We start from the raw sequence: 19,715 nt of genomic DNA, 5'->3' as shown, positions 1-19,715 counted from the left end.
TTGGTGGTGGCGCAATTTTGAAGAATAACCAGTCAACATCAGGTACTGCAACCGCAGCGAGCATATGGAACATGGGTTTAATTGGTATTGCTGTGTGAAGTAGCCATTTTGCTGGCTATAATTAACTTTATAACGCTCAGGTATGTAAAAAAATTAAAGTAATATAGCTTAAGCATAAAAAACCCCAATTATTGGGGTTTTTATTAAGACTATGTTGTTAGCTATTTACAAAAAAGCATAACCACTTTGTTTTAAAGTGACCGTTTGTGCTTGCGCACTTTTAATTAATAATCCACAGCGTAAATCGTCTTTAGAAATAGTAATTTTATCAATAGCGCTTGTGTTGTAATTTACCACTTTATTTTCACAGCGCAGTTGAACCTTGCTAAGTGGCATTGTTGATTCAAGCACAACCTCACTTTTAGACAATAAAGGTATAACGGCTTGTTCTGTTTCAATCATTATCTGCTGGTTTATATCGCCTGAGTTTTTATAAATATCATTAACTTGAGTTAACAACTGTTGTTTATTTTCATCTGTAAAAACAAAGGCTTTAATATTTCCTAGGGCATCAATTGCATCATAGGCACGCACATAGTCCTGTTTAGAAATAAACCATTGCAAAGCATTTTTTACCACTCGCACTTTTATCTGATCTGGTAAATTATCTCTGAACAAAAATGCATTGTTAATGTGTTTATCAAAGCCGTTCCAATCTTTCGTAAAATAGCTATGCTGACTTTTTAACCATGAAAGTAATACTATTTCAACTGTATTTTTAGCATGATCGCGTTCTAGCTCTATTATTTTACTTTGCGCTTCGTCTAGTTTTTTTTCATTAATTAAATTACTTGCCGCTTCATAATCATTAAAAAAGCCATGTTTTGCTTTGTCATTAGTGTACCCCAAGTGTAAATTTTGAGACATTACAGTAATAAGCTTTGCACTTGGCACTGATTTACCATCGACCTGAGCACTTTTGTAATTTAGTTTTGACACATACTCTACAACTTCTCTTTTGTATTTGCCTTGCCCGATAGATGCAACAATTTCAATATCACTAACTTGACCACTTTCATTCACAACATAACTACTTAAATTTAAGCCTTCAAAGCGTGACACACGAGAAGATGTATTTGTTTATTGTAGTTATCTTTAACAACTTCAGCTGGCACAAAATCTGCCATTACTGGCACACAAGTTAATGCAGGTATTATAGAAAGAGCTATAGAGAGTTTTTTCATTTGATTATCCATCCTAGAAAGCAAAGTAGCTATTATAGAAACAAACATTATAAAAAGATGCAAGCTTATATTTATAACTAACCAAAATTTAACTATAGACTAATAAACTCATAAATATAAAAAAGGCGCTTAATAAAGCGCCTTGGGTTTCAAGTATGTGTGCTTAAAACATATCTTGATAGGAGTGGGTTGTACTAAACGAGATGGCTTTATCAAAACCTGGTAGTTCAATACCGTCTTCTCCAATTACAATGTCGTTATCGTCAATGGCGCCATCACCAAAACGATATACTAATTCGTACTTACCAAGGTCAGCTTGCGCTTTATAGGTATTTTGCGCAGCAACAACAGATGTATTTTTATCAGCGTAATCACTCATCGCTTTTTCACCATGGCGCTTAGCAAGCATTTGCATTGTTACTTTTGCGCTAAGTACAGTCGCTGTGGCGTTATTACCGCCAAAGCCTTTTGAGTTTATAAAGGCTATGTCCATATCGCCGCAATCGTAATGACTGTTTCGTATATCTAAGTGATCTGCATAAACATCGTCAGCAACTTTATCTATGGTAGTAATACCCGGCATAATATTATGGCTAAATACACCCAGCGCAATCGCTAACTGATCGCCACTGGCAGGAGCAATTGTATGCCCTACATAAGCTTTTGGCGCCGTTACTTTCCAGTTATCAATAGCAAAGGTTTGCGCTACTTTGTGATAAATAAGTGACTCAGTTACTCTGTTTTGCGGCGTACTTGAACCGTGCGCTAAAATAAAGCTGCGGTTTTGTAGCGCGTCTTTACCTAATAAGCTTGTTGCCAATGCCGCAGATTTAGCCATGGTAATGTAATTACCCGGGCCCGGTGAGGTGATTGATTTTTTAATACCATCGGCATTTACAAATACATCAGGTACTGAGCCCATAATGTCTGCACCAAGCTCTAGTGCTAATGCATCATCCATTAAAATAGTGACTTGTGCGCCTTCACCTAATGTAAAACCACAGTTTTCGCCAAATGGGCGGCTACTTTTACGGTAATCGGGCTCTTGTTCACTACTTAAGTTATCTAAACGGCGCAGGCCTTCAACATTTGCAAGGGCGCTCATATTACCAAACCCTTCAACTACTTCTGGCGTAATAGCGCATTCAACACTTGCAACAACCGCAACACGGGTGCGCCCAGCTTGAATATCGTTTACTGCAGCGCGTAAGTTATATAAAAAAGTGGCACATGCCCCCGAGGTAGAAAACGTAGTACCTACATTACCGGTAACGTATGCGTTTATGAAATCAGTCGACATTGTGTTTAAACCTAGTGCTAATTGCTTAGTACTAACACGATCCCCTTGCTGACGCGCTTTAACTAAACCACCTAATCCTTTGTCGTCCATTTGGCCAATAACAGAGGCTGAATAGGTACCAATTTTATCTGGCTCTACGCTATTCATTATGCGTTGCCAGTCAAGGCCTGTTGATTTAATCGCGTCGTTTGCAGCAAATATAGTGGCTTGCAAACCGCGAGGCTGATAACGGCTGTTATACATAATTGATGGATCAAACCCAGTAGGAAACTGCCCCGCCGATTTAATTGGGTTGTCACGGGTAGAATCAAGCTTTACGTCTAGCTCTGCGGCTATGGTTACTTTTACTTTTTTGCCGTCAAGCTCTTGCACATTCCAGCTTGCAGGCACAGGGGTTGGTAAATCACGTGCGCGAGTTTCAAATGCAATTGCGTTTTCATCAGATGTCTTTAACGTCATTTTTTGCTGCCAAGGCGTGGCATCTGCATCAAAATGTTCTTTTTCAATTTTACGAATAAGTGTGCCAGCAATAATTTGCTCACCAAAGCGTGCTTCTATGTCGCTTTGCTCAACATTATTACCATTTGAATCTTGAAGGTTACCATCAACAACGCTTACCAAGTTCATTAATGTGGCGAGGCCTAAAAATGTTTCACTACGATCTTGTGCGTTTAATGCATCTAATACGATACGGCGGTAACCTTGATGAAAAGAAGTTCGGCCTGCGGCGTTTATACCGCCCATGCCTACTATTACGGGTAATGCTGTCATTATTAACCTTTAATGCGTGTTATTGGAGAAGCAAACAGTTTAATTGGATTAATAACAACCCTTTATGCTTTAATAGCCAAATATTCTGCATAAAAGGCCAAAAAGTACTGGTCGGAGCATTGAAATGAATAAAAAATCGCTTAACCCCGCGCTAAACATTGCAATCACTGTGTACCCACACCTACTTATTACCAGTTTAACGCTCCCCATTGAAATGCTGAGAGCGGGCGAAGCCTATGCAAAAGGCCACTTAAACCCAGCTGACTTTAGACCACTTAGTATAAATTTAATTGCTAAAAATAATGAGCCAATACAAACCCGTACAGGCCTTGCTATAGTTCCCGACTTCACGACTGCCAACGCACCATATAACGATTTAATTATAGTCCCCGGCATTTGGCGAAACCCTCGCCCTGTCGTTCGTACTAATTTAGAAATTGTTGAATGGCTACAAGAAAGCTTTGAAACTGGCAGCCATATAATTGGTGTGGGCACTGGTAACTGCTTAATTGCAGAGGCAGGGTTACTTGATGGGCACCCTGCAACAACCCACTGGCATTATGCAAAACAATTTAGCCACGACTACCCATTAGTAAGCCTAAAACCTGACTTTTTTATAACCCAATCTGAGCGCATGTATACGGTGGCAAGCTTAAATGCCCTTGCCGATGTGATCGTACATATTATTAGCCAATATTACGGCAAAGCCGCTGCGCAGCACGTAGAACGTAACTTTTCGCACGAAGTACGTAAACCGTACGAAGATCAGCGCTACCTTGAAGGCGCGGTTGACCGCCACCCAGATGAACTCATAGCGCAAATTCAGTTTTGGCTTAAAACTAATTTAGCAAGCGAGTTAAACCTGCAAGAAGTAGCTACACAATTTAGTTTAAGCTACCGTACCTTCACACGGCGTTTTAAGCTTGCAACTAATCAAAGCCCTATAGAATATTGGCAGCAATTACGGGTTGAAGGTGCTAAAGAATTATTAGCGTCGTCTAATTTAACTATTCAAGAAGTGGCGCTTGAGGTTGGTTATAACGACCAAGGGCATTTAACTCGCGTGTTTAAAAAAGTGCTAAGCCAAACGCCAAGCGAGTACAGAAAAGTAGTAAGAAGAAAATTATTTGGCTAATGCAAAAACGCCACTAAATTAGTGGCGTTCTATGTCGTTAAAGTCTTTTCGGTAGTAACGCTTTTGATAGTTTTTTACTTTAGCGTGTACGCCTTTACTTAAACTTTTAAATTTAGCCTCAAGTACATCTACACCATATAAAATACCAACCACCAGCACTGAAAGTTTAATAGCAGCGCCTAAATTGTCGGTGGCTATCATTACGCCAATTGAGGCAAGCACCCAAATGGTTGCAGCTGAAGTAACCCCTACTACGGCGCCGTCTTTTGCAAGCATGACCCCAGCGCCTAAAAAGCCTATGCCTGTAATTATTTGCCCCACTACACGAGAATGATCAATCACATCGCCTTGTAAGTTAAACGCGGTCGATAAAAACAAATACGTGCCCAGCGTTATTAACGCTGAGGTACGAATACCCACAGGTTTACCTCGTAACTGGCGCTCTATACCAATTATGGCACCGCAAAAAGCGGCGGTGCCAATGGCTGCCCACGAATAAGGGGCTACATCAATTAAATCTAAAAAAGTCACTCTTTAATAAATACCTATTAATTATTAGCAATGGCCACTGCGGTTCTTAGCCGTTGGCCACCAAATGCTGACATTTTACTAAAATCACTGCGCGCTATAGGCACGTACTGGCAATCTATTGCGAGTTGTTTGTCGCTTCCTGGCTCGCAAAATGGGTCGTGAACATACACGCAGTGCTCATCAAGGTGGGTAACGCACACCCAATGCGGTGATTTTTTACCATCAAAACTGTATGTACTAATCAATAACAGTACGCTAAAGCCTTGGCTTAACCACTGTTCAATATGCTCAAGCTCTACATCTTTATGCATCAGCGGTATATTTGCCTGTGCAATGCCATCAACAAATTGTTCATGAACAGTAGCTAGTACCAATTTTTTGTTCTCATTGCGTACGCCATCTAAAAACAAAGGCTCTGTGGTATTAACCATTACTTCGCTTTTAAAGCCGCGTTTGTTAGCGGCAAGTGCTAGACCAAACGGATGGCAACCACCATGCCCTGAGGTCATAAAAATGGTGGTGCCTTCACGCCACAGTGCCAGCTCGTGTGATTGGCTAAGCTCCGTTGTTGGCTTAAGTGCCCCCATTGCCATTAATAACGCCGCAGGCCCACAGGTAAACTCGGTAGTTTGCTGATACCATGGCGTTAATCGCGCTACTTTTAGCTCACTCGTTTGGCGAATATTTTTTTGCATTCGCAGCGCATCACTGTGATCGTCATAATAATCGCTATATTGACCAAAGACTCTGTAACCCAAACTTTTATAAAGCCCAATTGCACTGTCGTTATTTACGGCCACTTCTAATCTCAAGTAAATACGCCCACGCTCACAGGTTTGTTTTTCAAGCGCAGCTAATAGCATTTTGGCAATGCCTTTACCTTGCATTGTGGGTTTTACAGCTAGCGAATATAAACGCGCTAAACGTGTACCTTTATGGCACCACACAAGCCCATAGCCGCATACTTGCTCGCCATTTTCTGCAATTAGCAAAATACCGTGCTTAGCACTTAACCAGCGCTTTAAACTGCGCGGGCTCAATTTATCGTTATTAAAGCACGCATTTTCAACGTCAATCAATGCGTTTAAATCTCTGCTAAGTGCTTTACGAATAACAAGGTTACTCATGTTGTTAACCACGGCCTCGGGCTTCTAAACGTTGTTTAAATTCGTCCATAATGATCATGTATAGCTCGTCGCCTAAATAGCCGTCTTCTACTTTGTGATCAATACTTGGATTGTCATTTACTTCAAGCACGTATGCTTTGCCTTGTTGCTCTTTAACATCTACGCCATATAATCCTTTACCCACTGTTTTACATGCTTTTAATGCGGCATCTAATACGGCTTTTGGTAACTCAAAGGTAGGTAGCGTTTCAAAGCCACCCGAGAAAAACCGCTTAGCGTCATGGTTATAAATTTGCCAATGGTTGCGCGCCATTAAATAGCGACACGCATATATAGCGCGGCCATTTAATACCCCTACTCGCCAATCGTATTCTGTATACATATATTCTTGCGCAAGTACCAATGCGCTATATTCAAACAGCTCAGTTAATTTAGCTTCAAGCTCACTGCGGTTTGCAACTTTAAACACCCCTTTTGAGAAAGACCCTTCAGGCATTTTTAACACAAGCGGATAGGTAAACGCCTCTTCTAATTGCTCAAGCGTTTGCGCTGATTGATCAGCCACTACAACCGTTTTTAAACTGGGCACTTTTTGATAATTAAACGCATCGTGTAAATACACTTTATTACAACAACGTAAAATAGACTCGGCGTCATCAATAACCACTAAACCTAGGCTTTGCGCTTTGCTTGCAAGGCGATACGTTGGGTGGTCAATCGCTGTAGTTTGGCGAATAAATAACGCATCAAACTGGGCAATGTTGTCAATTTCATCAAAACTGAGTGCTTGCGCATTAATACCATGTTTAGCTGCTGCTTTTATAAAACGGGCAATGGCGTCTTTATCACTCGGTGGTACTTTTTCGTTATGATCAACCAGTATTGCCATATCCCATCTAAAACGGCGCTGCACATTACCAATACGCCATTGAGTTTGGGTAAACATATTTAATTTAGCTACAAAATTGCTGTATTGCTCCTCGTTTAAAGAGCTAAGCGAACCTTGCTGTAACAAACCTTGCTCATCGACATATAAAATAGGCGCTGGGTATTGTTTAAATACCGATTTAGCCGCTTTACTTTGTAATTCGTTTAGCGCATTACCAAAGTAAATTTCACCATCAATTTGCCCCACATTTAACATAGGTGCTTGGCCACTTCGAAGCGCGTTTATTGTTTTTACACTTGGTAATACTTGGTGTTTGCGCGCCTCAGCAAGCAATGAGCAATAGTAACCCTTACTCAAGTATTGGCTTGAGTCGCATAAATTAATAATGCGGGTTTTAGGTTCATTATGTTTTGGGTAATCACGCAAGTAACTATTAAACGTAATTACATTTTCGAAATATTGAGCAAGTGTTTGCTCGTTGTTATCAACCACTATTAAGGTTTTAAACACGACTTTTCCTAGTTATACCAATCGGTAGTAAGCCAAATATAAATGCGTGCGATCTTTAAATTATCGCACTATAAATAGAAACACCCATCGTACTAAGTGTGCATTGCGCGTATCACTTAATCCGATGGGTGCTTTAACAAATACCTACTGTAAGTGTTAGCGCTTAAATTGCTTAAGCGACATCTGCTTTATATGCCCTTTTTAAAAACCACACAAACGAGATATTTTTAGCGTGAAGATAAAAAATATTGATTAACTATATTTTCCTATTAATGCAGATTAAAATACGCAAAATTACTATTTTATGAGCGTTATAAATGTCACATCCTGCCTGCCCACAGTGCCAATCTGAATATGTTTACGAAGACCAACAAATGCTTATTTGCCCTGAATGCGCCTATGAATGGAACCCAAATAGTACAAGCGATGAAGACGCAATTTTAGTTAAAGATGCCAACGGCACCCAACTTAATGATGGCGATAAAGTAACCGTAGCCAAAGATTTAAAAATAAAAGGCAGCTCGCAAGTTATTAAAATTGGCACCAAAGCGGTCGTAAGGCGTGTGCTTGATAAAAAAGATCACGAGCTAGATTGTAAAGTAGATGGCATTGGCGAAATGATGGTAACAGCGAAGTTTGTGAAAAAGGCTAACTAGTTGGGTAGGTCGGATAAGTGGCGAAGCCATCCTGCATGTCTCGCCCAAACACTCCAAATGATTAAGTTTATTGAGCTAAAGGTGAACATTCATTAACAACCGCTAAACCCAAGTCTATGTGAGCGACAATATAGCCATATTCCTTCTTTGACAGTTTGCCAGTTTTATACAGCTCTTTTGCCGACTTATGGTTCCAAGATTGACCACATTTTGGCTCTGGAATTTGAAGATCTAGGTTAAGTAGATATTCCTTTTCTTTATCTATGGAATACCCTTTTTTAACAGAGCTTTTTGCGCAAAGGCTTAGTGCATATTCAACCGCAAACTTGTCTACACTTGGTAAACCAACAAACTCCACATCACACCCTAAAACACGTTCGCCAGAAGCCTTCGTGTAATAAAGCTTTCCTGTTGTGCAAGCTGATAATAAAAAGAGCACTGCGAATATTGATAAAAATCTATAAATCAAAATACTTCCTTGTTTACTGCTGCCTAGCTCAGCGGGCATTTGAAACTTAGTGAAAATTGGCCCGAACAAACTATTTATTAGACTGACATCCATCTTAATTTCAAAATTTAGGTAGGTGTATAATTAGTTATTATCAGTTTCCAACCTGACTCCTAACGCCCTAATAATGGGCTAAAAATAGTTTGCTAAAATGTTGAGGAACGAAAACAGCAAACTGTTTTAAGTCCTTATTTATTAGCTTGTTATATGCACTTTAACCTTGTTTTTAATAATGTAAAGAGCATGCATAAACAACAGTGTAAGTGCCGCAACAATTACTGATTTAAATAATACACCAAATATAAAGATTGCATCTAGATCAGGTTGTTTAGCGGTGAACTCTGAGACAAATTCAATAACCAGCCACAGTACACCATTAGCAATAGAAAAGAGGCTCAAGTATTTCTTACTCCAGAAAAGCGGAGCAACAATTGAAATGCTAATTATTAATATAAGTATCGCAATCATCATGTGCATATAACAACTTATTGAACACCATTTTGGTGGTTTATAACACCCCAAAACGGCGTATATTACATAGCTCAATAATTCCACCAAACAACTCTAATGTAAACAATAAATTACGTATGTTATAAAATCTCTGTTGGTAAAATACACCAAAACGACTTTTGATAATGTTGTGAGATACATTAGCTTTGTCGGATGGCGCTTCGCTTATCCGACCTACATCTAAAACCAATGTTTTATAGAATTTCTACCACTTCATATTCATGGCTTTTGCCTGCAATAGTTAAACTTACTTCATCATCAAGCTGCTTGCCTAACAGTTGTTTGCCCAGCGGGGCTTCGGGTGTAACAACTTGAATAGTTTGCCCTTTTACTTCAACCGTTAAACCGCCTGCGGCTGGGCCTAAATAAAACCATTTTTGTGCGGTGTTTTCATCTTCCAAACAAACGAGTGAGCTTATAATCACTTTATGGTGAGCAGGCTCTTTAAAAATAGATTCAAATTGTTTAATGCTTTTGTAGCATTCGTTTACACGCTCGGCTTGGCCTTGTGCTAAATAAGCGGCTTCGAGCCCTAAGGTATCGTATTGCGTTTCTGCTGCGCTTTCTTCGTGAGTTGCGGCGTCGTGCGCGGCTTTGGCAGCTTGTTTTGCGCTGTTTAATTGTGCTTCAAGTGCAAATTTAAGGTGTTCAATTACGTGGGTTTTGTTCATGAGGGAGCGCTAATAACCAATGCTGTAAACTATGCGGTTAATTTTAACGTTTTAAGGCGCTTAAAACCATTGTTTTAAGCGCCGTTATGTTTACTCAGTTATTTAAACCCGCATTTATGGCATATCCATTAATGCTTGGGTTTTTACATCTAATTTTTCTTCGTAGTTTTTAGCACTTAACCCTAAAAGCTCAGGCAAGGTTGCCGCTATACAAATAGACGAAAACGTGCCCACTACAATGCCTGTAAATAATGCAATGGCAAAGCCTTGCAGTGGTGCGCCTGCGAGTAACCAAACGCTGGCAACCGTTGCAAGCGTGGTGCCCGATGTAATAAGTGTGCGCGTTAAGGTGCTTTTTATCGCGCTGTTAATAATACTTGCAGGGCTAAGTGCATTATTAGATTTAACACGTAAAAGCTCGCGTACTCTATCACCTACTATTATTGAGTCGTTAAGTGAGTAACCTATAATGGCGAGTAAACTGGCAAGTACGGTTAAATTAAACTCAATATTTAATAGCGAAAATAGCCCCAGTACGAGTAGTAAATCATGTACTAGGGCAACCACAGAGCCTACGGCTAAACGCCATTCAAACCGCACCGCTAAATAAAGCATTACTGCAACCATAGCTGAAAATAATGCTAAACAACCTTGCTCAAACAGTTCATCACCCACTTGTGAGCCAATATACGCTGACGATAATACCTCAGCGTTTATATCTGCGTTTTGAGTAATGGCAGATTGCCAATCATTACTATTTGCTGTTGAATCGCTAGGCGCTTCGCGTAGTTGATAGTGGCTATTGCCTTGCGCGGTTAGCTCAAACTCGCCATTGTGATTTTTAGTAATAAACGATTTAAGCTCTTTTAGCTCAACACCTTGGCTGGTGGTAAATTCCGTTAGGTAGCCACCGGTAAAGTCTAGGCCAAAATCAAGCCCTTTTTGACTAAGTGTAAATACCGATAGCAGCACAAGTATGGCGCTCAAAAGCATGCCTGAAAAACGCAAACGAGTGCCCGCCTCGCCCTTTAAAAAAGTGTTAAGCATGTGCATTTACTCCTGCTTTTTTTGCCAATTTTAAATATAACGTTTGGCTTAGTACTTTTGATACGTACACGCCAGTAAATACTGAAGTAATTAATCCAAGTGCCAATGTTATGGCAAAGCCTTTAACTGGCCCGTAACCTATGCCGTATAAAATAAGCGCGGTGATCATAGTGGTTATATTGGCATCAAATATTGTATTGGCCGCCTGTTTATACCCTTCTTGGATTGCTTGATATGGCGTACGCCCTTTTCGGCGCTCTTCTTTAATACGCTCAAATATAATAACGTTGGTATCTACCGCCATACCAATAGTGAGTACCAGCCCGGCAATACCAGGAAGGGTTAATACAACCCCCGGTAATAACGACATTAGGCCAACTAGCGATGTTAAATTTAACAACAGCGCTACGTTTGCAATAAGCCCTAAACGGCGATACCACAGCGCCATAAAGGCAAGTGTAATACCCATGCCCAGCATGAGTGCAGCTAAACCATTACTAATGTTCTCGCTGCCAAGGCTTGGCCCTATTGTTTGTTCATGCACTATAGTTACCGGCGCGGTTAGTGAGCCGGCGCGTAATAACAAGGCTAAATCTGCCGCTGCTTGCTGGCTTTTCATATTGGTAATGCTAAAGCGTGAACTTAAATGCTGCGCAATATTAGCAACATTTATAACTTCGCTTTTTTTAACGGTTTCACCGTTTGCGTTTTGAGAGTACTCAGAGTAAACCGTGGCCATAGGCTTACCAATATTAGCTTTTGAAAACGCCGACATAGCATCGCCGCCTTGCCCATCTAGGCTAAGTTGAACCAGTGGCTTACCCCAATCGTCGCGGCCTATGTTGGCATTATTAATATGATCGCCGGTAAAAATAGGCACAGGTTCAAGGTTTATGGTGCCACCAGACTGCATATTAAATGTTTGGCCACCCACTTCTTTTAACTGATAAAACCCAAGGGATGCAGTGGCACCAATAATGCGCTTTGCCTCGGTTGGGTCTTGCACACCAGGCAGCTCAATACGGATACGCTGTTTGCCTTGGCGCTGTGTTACAGCTTCGGTTATACCTAACTCTTCAATGCGTGAGCGAAGCGTAGTAAGCGTTTGGCTCATTACTTCTTTATCAAAGTTGCTGCGCCCTTGCTCTGAGTAGCTAAACTTGGCGTTTTTAACATTGCCATTATTGGTTGTTGTAACCGCTAAATTAGCAAAGCGACTTTGTAGCTCATCAATTACGGGTGTAAGTTTTTGCACCGCGTTAGGCAATGCATTAATTTCAAAACCATGCTCAGTTTGCTGCGTTTTAAGACCATGCGCTTTTTGCTTAACAATAATTGATTTAGCTTGCTGATACGCACTCACTAATTGCTCATCAACAGCTTTATCTAAATCTACGTCGAGTACAAATAACACACCGCCATTTAAATCAAGACCCAGCTTTATTGGTGATAAACCAAAATTTTGTAACCATGGTGGGCTGGTTGCATGCTCTACAATTTTAACTTGCGTGTTTGGATACTGCGCCTTTATAGCCGCTTGCGCTTGGGCGCTTTTAGTTGGCTCGTTTAACAGAATATTTATAGTTGCTTGCTTATCAAGGCCTTGCTCGACTTTTAAGCCTTGGTTATTTAAAAAAGTAACTAAGGCTTGATTGCTTGGCACGTCTTGGGTTTCGCTATGTGGCGCATTGCTTACATGTAACCACGATTTATTAGGGTATAAGTTGGGTAATGCGCTAATGGCTAATAAAACCAGCACAATAAGCATGGCTATATAGCTTAATTTAAATTTAGCCATAAATGGCTTTTGATCTTTTTTTACACTTAACATGGTTTTTCCTTATCACCAGTAAATTACTGGCAACGTACTTTTTAAAAGTACAATTAATCTCAAGGCTTAAACGTAAAACGTTAAACCTAATAAAAATTAAATAAGAAAATTAAGCGTGGTAGGTAGTTACAGCTCTGTAGAGTAGGTTGGCATCTTTCCAGCCGCTGAGCCGCGACTTCTTGCTATGCGTTACAAGTGTAAACCATGGCTGAATAGCATTTACAGCTTGAGGGCGTAAAAATATTTGCCTAACAAGGTGCTGCGCAAAAAACTCAAAAACAACGTCGTATTCTGGCTCACTTTGAACTGTGTGCAAAAAAAGTGACGCATTACTTGCTGTAAGCCTTGGCTGATGTGAGTCAAAATCGGTGTGTTGTGTTTTTTTATGCGCAGGGGCGTCTGCAGACTTTGTAGTAGGCTTTGTTTTAGTTATATCAATAGTGTCTGTAAATAAAAGCTGTGAATTGACAGCTGGATTTAAATGTTGTGTTACCTGCACAGCATTGCTCTGCACACTAAAAAGTGCAGCAAGTAGCAAAAAAGCAGTTATAAAAACACGAAATTTAAACATACTTAAATCAAACTAAAATAAAGGATGACTAGTATATTAGGGCAACTATTTAAAATACAATGCTTAATAATTAAGTATTTAATCGAGAAAAATAATGCGCTCCAGACAAAACGTTGAAAAACGTGCAGACGCCATGAATTTAAAACAAAGCGTTAAAACATTGTGGCCTTACATTACAAAATTTAAAGGGCGTGTTTTAATTGCGCTTTTAGCGCTTATTGGTGCCAAAGGCGCCACTCTTTTAATGCCTTGGGCACTTAAAGAAATTATCGACTCGGTTGATAAGTCAATAAACCCAATATTGGTCATTCCCGCTTTATTGTTACTTATGTACGGCAGCTTACGTTTCGCTAGCGTGTTTTTAGGCGAGGTACGCGATGCAGTGTTCTCGCGTGTAACAGAACATGCCATGCGCAATATTGGCTTAAAAGTATTTAAACATTTACATAGCCTAGAGCTTGCCTTTCACCTAGACAGACAAACTGGTGGAATAAGCCGTGACATAGAACGTGGCACCAGTGGGCTCAGCTTTTTAATGCGCTTTTTAATGTTTAACATTGTACCCACCCTTTTTGAAATACTCACCGTCGCGATTATTTTTGGGACGCTATTTTCTGTCTGGTTTGCTTTAATTACGCTCCTTGCTGTAGGTGTGTATATATTTTTTACTGTCACGGTCACTCAGTGGCGTAACCGTTTTATTCGTGAATCAAACGCGGCTGACAACCTCAGTAATACGCGCGCAATTGACAGCCTTCTAAACTACGAGACTGTAAAGTACTTTAACAACGAAGAGTTTGAAGCCAACACATACGACTCCTTTTTAGCAAACTGGGAAACTGCGCGATTAAAAAATAGAATGTCTCTTTTAGCGCTAAACTCTGGGCAAGCGTTAATTATTGCCAGTGCCATTACCGCTTTAATGTGGTTAGGCTCAAGTGAGGTAGTAACAGGATCACTTAGCATTGGTGAATTAGTAATGATAAACGCATACATGATCCAACTATTCTTACCACTTAACTTTTTGGGGTTTGTGTACCGTGAAATACGTCGCGCCCTTACCGATTTAGAAAATATGCTGGGCTTACTTAATAAAAAGCCACAGGTAACTAATGCTCCACAGGCAAATACCCTTAATGTAAAAAAGGGGGAAATTGCCTTTAATAACGTCAGTTTTAGCTACAATGCAAACCGCCCTATTCTTGATAATATTAGCTTTAAGGTTAAAGCGGGTAGTAAAGTGGCGATTGTGGGCGCAAGTGGTGCCGGCAAAAGTTCATTAGCGCGCCTGCTCTATCGTTTTTACGATGTAACTTCGGGCAGTATTACCATTGATAACCAAGCAATTAGCTCTGTTACGCTTGATAGCCTTCGTAAAGCCATTGCTATCGTGCCGCAAGATACCGTTTTATTTAATACAACAATTCGTGAAAATATTGCCTATGGCCGCCCTTCTGCAAGCGACAACGATATTGATAAAGCCATTGAAATGGCCCATCTAAAAGGTTTTATTAACACGTTGGCTGATGGCGATAAAACGCGAGTTGGCGAACGCGGTTTAAAAGTATCCGGTGGCGAAAAACAGCGCATTGCAATTGCACGCGCAATTTTAAAACAATCCCCTATTTTAATATTTGACGAGGCCACATCGGCACTCGACTCTCAGGCCGAACAAGCAATATTAAAGGCCATGCATGAGGTAGCCAGCGAGCACACCAGTATTGTAATTGCGCATCGCTTATCAACCATTACCGATGCACACTCTATCATTGTGCTTAAATCAGGCCAAATTATTGAACAAGGCAAACATAATGAGTTACTGGCCTTGGGCGGTGAATATGCAAATATGTGGGCATTACAACAACAAGATTAACCTGTTTATAAATTTATATTGCTCGCTTATTGCTTGCTGTTATTTAATGGCTTTTATCGGGTCAGGCTGTGATTCACCTCAAAAGAATTGTGTGCCTGTCTTTTATACATAACAATCAAAAATGATATTTTTTATAACAAAAATTAACAAATTCATTATCCAGGGGGATAAACAATGAAAAAGAGTTTAATTGCAGCGGCTTTAGCTGCCACTTTTATAACGGGCTGTTCAGAGCCACAAACTACAAGCAGTGAAGTTCAAACTGCAAGCGCTGAAAGTACAGCCATTAACAATAAAGCTGAATTAGGTAGCTTTGGTGTAGATTTATCAGCGCGTAACGAAGCCGTTAAGCCTGGTGATGATTTTTTCATGTACGCCAGTGGCACATGGTACGACAACTACAATATGCCAGCTGACAAAACGCGTTATGGTGCGTTTTCAGCATTAGCAGAACGCAGTGAAGACCGTGTTAAAAAAATTATCGAAGACATAGCTGCACGTAAAGAGCTAAACGCTGAAGAGCAATTGGTTGCTGATTTTTATAATTCATACATGGATACAGACACACTTAATGAGCTGGGTGTTAAACCTATTCAACCGCTGTTAAATCAAATTAGTAATATGGAATCAACCGACGACTTAGCTTATGTATTTGGGCAATCGTGGTTATCGGGCCTTCGTACTCCTATTGGTGGTGGTATGTGGTTTAACCGTTTAGATCCAAATAAATACGAAATGTCTTTAGGCGCTGGTGGTTTAGGCTTACCTGACCGTTCTTACTATTTAGAAGATGCTGAGCGTTTTGTTAAAACTCGCGAAGCTTACGTGGCTCATATTGCCGACATGCTAAAATTTGCCAATGTTGATAACACAACAGAACGCGCAAAAGCCATACTAGAGCTTGAAACTAAAATAGCACAAGGGCATTGGCCACGCGAAAAACGACGTAACCGCGACCTGTCGTTAAATCAAATTAAACGTGAAGATTTAGCCGCTACTTACCCTGGTTTTAACTGGGATGTGTATTTTGAGCAAACAGGGTACAAAGTACCTCAGCTTAACGTATCTCAGCCTGAACCGGTTAAAGCCATGATTGAGCTTATTAATAATGAAGATATGGCGGTTTGGAAAGATTACCTAACTTACCATGCAATTAGCGGTAATGCGGGTTTACTTTCTGAAGATATTTTTAATACGCGTTTTGCATTTTATGGCAAAGAGCTAAACGGCCAACAAGAGCCGCGTCCTCGTTGGAAACGCGCTATTAACGAAATGTCGGGCACAAGCTCGCTAGGCTTTGCGATTGGTAAAATTTACGTTGACCAATACTTTCCTGAATCATCTAAACAACAAATGTCTGAACTGGTTGAAAACCTGCGTTCAGCGTTAGGTGAGCGTATTGATAACTTAGACTGGATGGGCGCTGAAACCAAAGTAAACGCACGTGCTAAGTTAGCTGCATTTGTTCCAAAAATTGGTTACCCGGATGTATGGCAGTCTTATGATGGTTTAACTATTAGCCAAAACGATTTAGTGGGTAACGTTAAAAACATGCGTGAGTTTTTCCGCGCTGAAAGCGTAGAAAAAGAACTACAAAAAACGGATCGCAACCGCTGGGGCATGACACCACAACGTGTAAATGCCTACTACAATAGCTCGTTTAACGAAATTGTGTTTCCTGCCGCCATATTACAACCTCCGTTTTTTGATCCAAACGCCGATCCAGCAGTTAACTATGGCGGCATTGGCGCTGTAATTGGTCACGAAATGGGCCATGGTTTTGATGATCAGGGTTCAAAATCTGATGCTAACGGTATTCAACGCAACTGGTGGACAGACGAAGACCGCGCTGCATTTGATGCAAAAGCAGACCAACTTGCCGCACAGTACAGTAAATACGAACCTATTGAAGGTAACTTTGTAAACGGCCGTAACAGCCTAGGTGAGAACATTGGTGATGTGGGTGGCTTAGCCATGGCTTACCACGCGTATAAACTAAGCCTAAATGGTAAAGAAGCGCCTGTAATAGATGGCGTAACAGGCGATCAACGTTTCTTTTTAGCTTGGGCACAAGTATGGAAAGAAAAACGTACTGAGCAAAGCATGTTAAACCAGTTACGCGGTGGAACACATGCTCCAGGTCGCTTTAGAGCGCAAGCACCACGTAACCACGATGCTTGGTACAAAGCGTTTGACGTAAAACCAGGTGATGCGTTGTATTTACCAGAAGAAGAACGCGTTCGTATTTGGTAATTGCCTTATAATATGTAAATGAATACTAAACAGCCCGCAATAGCGGGCTGTTTTATTTAGAACGTATTTTATTCAAATGGCTATATTGGCTTTTTAACTATTAATGTTCCCCAATCCGTACTAGCCCTTAATGCCATTTACCTTTAGAATACGGTCTATTATTTTTTCAGTTATTCATAAAATTAAGGCGAAACGCAGATGGGAAGAGCTTACCAAAACAAAAAAGATTCAATGGCTAAAACTGCGGGTGCTAAAACTAAAGTTTACTCTAAGTACGGTAAAGAAATTTATATTTGTGCTAAAAATGGCGGTGTGGATACGGATGGTAACTTATCTTTGCGCCGCTTAATTGAACGTGCAAAAAAAGACCAGGTACCAGCACACGTAATTGACCGCGCAATTGAAAAAGCAAAAGGCGGCGGTGGTGAAGACTACGCTGCAACACGTTACGAAGGCTACGGCCCAGGTAACTGTATGATTATTGTTGACTGCTTAACCGATAACAACAAACGTACATTTGCAGACGTACGTGTTTGTTTTACTAAAGCGAATGCTAAAATTGGCGCTCAAAACTCGGTTTCACATTTATTTGATCACCTCGCTATTTTTGTTTTTGATGGCGACGATGATGAAGCGGTTCTTGAAGCACTTATGATGGCTGACGTTGATGTAACCGATGTTGAAGTTGATAACGGTAAAGTAACCGTATTTGCTCCGCATACAGAGTACAACAATACTCGTACAGCACTTGAAGAAATGGGCATTACTGAATTTGACGAAGACTTAATTGCGTTTGTACCACAAGTAGAAGCGCCAATTGAAGGCGAAGACGTTGAAGTAATGGAGCGCTTTTTAGCCATGCTAGAAGATTGTGACGACGTTCAAAACGTTTATCATAACGCGCAATTCTAAACTTTATTCACATATTAATTAAAGCCAACAGCCATGTTGGCTTTTTTATTTACAGGGCTTTATAAATTAATGAATACCCTTGCAGAGCTTAATACTGGTAAGTTAGCCGGTGCGAAGCACTTACAGCTGGTTGAGCAATTATCTGAGTTTCCAGCAGACATTTTTAAGCTTGCCGATACACTCGAAGTACTTGATCTTTCAAATAACAATTTAAGTGATTTACCAGACGAATTTGCTTGTTTACACCGCCTTAAGCGTGTGTTTTTATCGTTTAATCAGTTTAAGCATGTACCCAAAGTTTTGGCCAAATGCCCTGCTTTAATTATGGTGGCATTTAAAGGTAACCAAATTTCAAAGTTTGCACCTAACAGCCTGCCAAAAAAAATTGAGTGGCTTATTCTCACCGATAATAACCTACACGAGTTACCTGAAGATTTTGGTAATTACACCCAGCTTAAAAAGCTTGCACTTGCGGGTAATAAGTTAAAACATTTACCGACAAGTATGGCTAACTGTACTAATTTAGAGCTCGTAAGGCTCTCTGCCAACAACCTAACAAAACTCGATGATTGGCTAATAGAATTACCCAAACTTACTTGGCTTGCTTTTGCAGGTAACGACTTTAATAAAGCGCAGTGCTTAACTAAAAGTACGTTGAAAAATACCCCGCTTGAAAGTTTTCAACTTAAAAAAGTAATAGGCCAAGGCGCATCGGGGGTTATACACCTAGCAAAAGCTGAGCAAACTAGTGTTGCAGTAAAGCTGTTCAAAGGTGCAATCACCAGCGATGGTTACCCTCTTGATGAAGTAAATTGCTGCCTTCAAGCAGGTAATCACATTCACTTAATTAATGTACTGAGTTACATAGAGCAAAGTGAACAACTTGGCTTGGTAATGGAATTAATAGATACCAATTATACAAATTTAGGGTTACCACCAAGTTTACAAACATGCACACGCGACACGTTTAATGACGGTTGTAACTACCCTATTGAAGGTGTTTATAAAATAGCAAAACAGATGGCAAATACGCTAACTCACCTACATGACAATTACGTAAGCCATGGTGATATTTACGCACACAACACCATGATAAACGAACAATATGATATTTTGTTTGGTGATTTTGGTGCGGCTACAAACTTAGCTATGCTCAGCGCATATCAGCAGCAGCGAATACAGTTAATAGAAGTGCGTGCTTTTGGCTGTTTAATAGAAGATTTACTAAGTACTGTTAGCTCAGCAGATAAACAAAACGACCTCTTTGATAAAATGTCCGATATAGCCGCGCGTGCTATAAATACCGCTATTGCATCGCGCCCTAGTTTTAAAGCGCTAAACGCTTTATTAAACGACTTGGTATAAATTAATCAAAA

18 protein-coding genes and 1 pseudogene are annotated in these 19,715 nt (G+C 40.3%); 7 read left to right on the top strand and 12 right to left on the bottom strand.

Going from position 1 to position 19,715, the window contains the following annotated elements:
* A pseudogene (locus tag ATS71_RS18955) lies at nt 1-162 on the top strand (MgtC/SapB family protein); the annotation flags it as partial.
* Nucleotides 163-225: 63 nt separating this feature from the next.
* Here the strand turns inward: ATS71_RS18955 and ATS71_RS08715 are convergent.
* From ATS71_RS08715 to ATS71_RS08710, 3 genes are all read right to left on the bottom strand, one after another.
* Nucleotides 226-1,083, bottom strand: a complete 858-nt coding sequence (locus ATS71_RS08715) for an energy transducer TonB (RefSeq protein WP_235591417.1) — start codon at nt 1,081-1,083, stop codon at nt 226-228.
* Nucleotides 1,084-1,100: 17 nt separating this feature from the next.
* Nucleotides 1,101-1,244 (bottom strand): hypothetical protein, encoded by a 144-nt coding sequence (locus ATS71_RS18950; RefSeq protein ID WP_235591416.1) that lies wholly within the window; start codon nt 1,242-1,244, stop codon nt 1,101-1,103.
* 163 nt (nt 1,245-1,407) lie between these two features.
* Complete coding sequence (locus ATS71_RS08710; RefSeq protein ID WP_058403911.1) at nt 1,408-3,315, bottom strand: beta-ketoacyl synthase; 1,908 nt, start codon at nt 3,313-3,315, stop codon at nt 1,408-1,410.
* A gap of 124 nt (nt 3,316-3,439) precedes the next feature.
* Here ATS71_RS08710 and ATS71_RS08705 point away from each other — a divergent pair, with 124 nt between their 5' ends.
* Nucleotides 3,440-4,450 (top strand): GlxA family transcriptional regulator, encoded by a 1,011-nt coding sequence (locus ATS71_RS08705; RefSeq protein ID WP_058403910.1) that lies wholly within the window; start codon nt 3,440-3,442, stop codon nt 4,448-4,450.
* Between the two features lie 18 nt (nt 4,451-4,468).
* On the opposite strand, the gene ATS71_RS08700 is transcribed toward ATS71_RS08705, so the two are convergent.
* The 3 genes from ATS71_RS08700 to ATS71_RS08690 are packed head-to-tail and all read right to left on the bottom strand — an operon-like array spanning nt 4,469 to nt 7,507.
* Entirely contained in the window at nt 4,469-4,981 is a 513-nt protein-coding gene (locus tag ATS71_RS08700) for an MgtC/SapB family protein (protein WP_058403909.1), read from the bottom strand.
* Nucleotides 4,982-4,998: 17 nt separating this feature from the next.
* The gene (locus tag ATS71_RS08695) at nt 4,999-6,108 is read right to left on the bottom strand and encodes a GNAT family N-acetyltransferase/peptidase C39 family protein (protein ID WP_058403969.1); all 1,110 of its coding nucleotides are present in this window, start codon (nt 6,106-6,108) and stop codon (nt 4,999-5,001) included.
* A 4-nt stretch (nt 6,109-6,112) separates the two neighbouring features.
* The gene (locus ATS71_RS08690; protein ID WP_058403908.1) at nt 6,113-7,507 is read right to left on the bottom strand and encodes a RimK family protein; all 1,395 of its coding nucleotides are present in this window, start codon (nt 7,505-7,507) and stop codon (nt 6,113-6,115) included.
* Between the two features lie 317 nt (nt 7,508-7,824).
* On the opposite strand from ATS71_RS08690, the gene ATS71_RS08685 reads away from it, so the two are divergent.
* Nucleotides 7,825-8,163, top strand: coding sequence for a zinc ribbon domain-containing protein YjdM (locus ATS71_RS08685; protein ID WP_058403907.1), 339 nt, complete (start codon nt 7,825-7,827; stop codon nt 8,161-8,163).
* Nucleotides 8,164-8,230: 67 nt separating this feature from the next.
* On the opposite strand, the gene ATS71_RS08680 is transcribed toward ATS71_RS08685, so the two are convergent.
* From ATS71_RS08680 to ATS71_RS08655, 6 genes are all read right to left on the bottom strand, one after another.
* Nucleotides 8,231-8,632, bottom strand: a complete 402-nt coding sequence (locus ATS71_RS08680) for a hypothetical protein (protein ID WP_082653592.1) — start codon at nt 8,630-8,632, stop codon at nt 8,231-8,233.
* Nucleotides 8,633-8,866: 234 nt separating this feature from the next.
* The gene (locus tag ATS71_RS08675) at nt 8,867-9,142 is read right to left on the bottom strand and encodes a hypothetical protein (protein ID WP_138530108.1); all 276 of its coding nucleotides are present in this window, start codon (nt 9,140-9,142) and stop codon (nt 8,867-8,869) included.
* 233 nt (nt 9,143-9,375) lie between these two features.
* Nucleotides 9,376-9,852, bottom strand: coding sequence for a GreA/GreB family elongation factor (locus tag ATS71_RS08670; protein WP_058404465.1), 477 nt, complete (start codon nt 9,850-9,852; stop codon nt 9,376-9,378).
* 114 nt (nt 9,853-9,966) lie between these two features.
* A complete protein-coding gene (gene secF / locus ATS71_RS08665) occupies nt 9,967-10,899 on the bottom strand; it encodes a protein translocase subunit SecF (RefSeq protein WP_058404480.1) in 933 nt (310 codons plus the stop codon).
* Entirely contained in the window at nt 10,892-12,730 is a 1,839-nt protein-coding gene (gene secD / locus ATS71_RS08660) for a protein translocase subunit SecD (RefSeq protein ID WP_058404464.1), read from the bottom strand. Before secD ends, secF begins: the two co-directional genes overlap by 8 nt.
* 109 nt (nt 12,731-12,839) lie before the next feature.
* Nucleotides 12,840-13,301 carry a hypothetical protein gene (locus ATS71_RS08655; protein WP_058404463.1) on the bottom strand — a complete coding sequence of 154 codons (462 nt, stop codon included), beginning with the start codon at nt 13,299-13,301 and terminating at the stop codon, nt 12,840-12,842.
* 94 nt (nt 13,302-13,395) lie between these two features.
* Between ATS71_RS08655 and ATS71_RS08650 the strand changes: the two genes are divergently transcribed.
* The 4 genes from ATS71_RS08650 to ATS71_RS08635 all read left to right on the top strand — a co-directional run bounded on the left by ATS71_RS08650 (nt 13,396) and on the right by ATS71_RS08635 (nt 19,704).
* Nucleotides 13,396-15,174 carry an ABCB family ABC transporter ATP-binding protein/permease gene (locus ATS71_RS08650; protein WP_058404462.1) on the top strand — a complete coding sequence of 593 codons (1,779 nt, stop codon included), beginning with the start codon at nt 13,396-13,398 and terminating at the stop codon, nt 15,172-15,174.
* A 174-nt stretch (nt 15,175-15,348) separates the two neighbouring features.
* Nucleotides 15,349-17,427 (top strand): M13 family metallopeptidase, encoded by a 2,079-nt coding sequence (locus ATS71_RS08645; protein ID WP_058404461.1) that lies wholly within the window; start codon nt 15,349-15,351, stop codon nt 17,425-17,427.
* 198 nt (nt 17,428-17,625) lie between these two features.
* Nucleotides 17,626-18,339, top strand: a complete 714-nt coding sequence (locus ATS71_RS08640; protein WP_058404460.1) for a YebC/PmpR family DNA-binding transcriptional regulator — start codon at nt 17,626-17,628, stop codon at nt 18,337-18,339.
* Nucleotides 18,340-18,372: 33 nt separating this feature from the next.
* A complete protein-coding gene (locus ATS71_RS08635) occupies nt 18,373-19,704 on the top strand; it encodes a leucine-rich repeat-containing protein kinase family protein (protein ID WP_082653608.1) in 1,332 nt (443 codons plus the stop codon).
* The last annotated feature ends 11 nt before the right edge of the window (nt 19,705-19,715 follow it).

The sequence above is a fragment of the Pseudoalteromonas sp. H71 genome (genome assembly GCF_001468485.1).
Taxonomy (GTDB): domain Bacteria; phylum Pseudomonadota; class Gammaproteobacteria; order Enterobacterales; family Alteromonadaceae; genus Pseudoalteromonas.
The sequence above is the reverse complement of the archived record's forward strand: the minus strand, read 5'-3'. Positions and strand labels throughout refer to the sequence as shown.

Bases quoted from the DNA above. Each gene is read 5' to 3' on its own strand.
- ATS71_RS18950 (WP_235591416.1), bottom strand. From the start codon at position 1,244: ATGAAAAAACTCTCTATAGCTCTTTCTATAATACCTGCATTAACTTGT.
- ATS71_RS08710 (WP_058403911.1), bottom strand. From the start codon at position 3,315: ATGACAGCATTACCCGTAATAGTAGGCATGGGCGGTATAAACGCCGCA.
- ATS71_RS08705 (WP_058403910.1), top strand. From the start codon at position 3,440: ATGAATAAAAAATCGCTTAACCCCGCGCTAAACATTGCAATCACTGTG.
- ATS71_RS08695 (WP_058403969.1), bottom strand. From the start codon at position 6,108: ATGAGTAACCTTGTTATTCGTAAAGCACTTAGCAGAGATTTAAACGCA.
- ATS71_RS08685 (WP_058403907.1), top strand. From the start codon at position 7,825: ATGTCACATCCTGCCTGCCCACAGTGCCAATCTGAATATGTTTACGAA.
- ATS71_RS08675 (WP_138530108.1), bottom strand. From the start codon at position 9,142: ATGATGATTGCGATACTTATATTAATAATTAGCATTTCAATTGTTGCT.
- ATS71_RS08670 (WP_058404465.1), bottom strand. From the start codon at position 9,852: ATGAACAAAACCCACGTAATTGAACACCTTAAATTTGCACTTGAAGCA.
- secF (WP_058404480.1), bottom strand. From the start codon at position 10,899: ATGCTTAACACTTTTTTAAAGGGCGAGGCGGGCACTCGTTTGCGTTTT.
- secD (WP_058404464.1), bottom strand. From the start codon at position 12,730: ATGTTAAGTGTAAAAAAAGATCAAAAGCCATTTATGGCTAAATTTAAA.
- ATS71_RS08655 (WP_058404463.1), bottom strand. From the start codon at position 13,301: ATGTTTAAATTTCGTGTTTTTATAACTGCTTTTTTGCTACTTGCTGCA.
- ATS71_RS08650 (WP_058404462.1), top strand. From the start codon at position 13,396: ATGCGCTCCAGACAAAACGTTGAAAAACGTGCAGACGCCATGAATTTA.
- ATS71_RS08645 (WP_058404461.1), top strand. From the start codon at position 15,349: ATGAAAAAGAGTTTAATTGCAGCGGCTTTAGCTGCCACTTTTATAACG.
- ATS71_RS08640 (WP_058404460.1), top strand. From the start codon at position 17,626: ATGGGAAGAGCTTACCAAAACAAAAAAGATTCAATGGCTAAAACTGCG.
- ATS71_RS08635 (WP_082653608.1), top strand. From the start codon at position 18,373: ATGTTGGCTTTTTTATTTACAGGGCTTTATAAATTAATGAATACCCTT.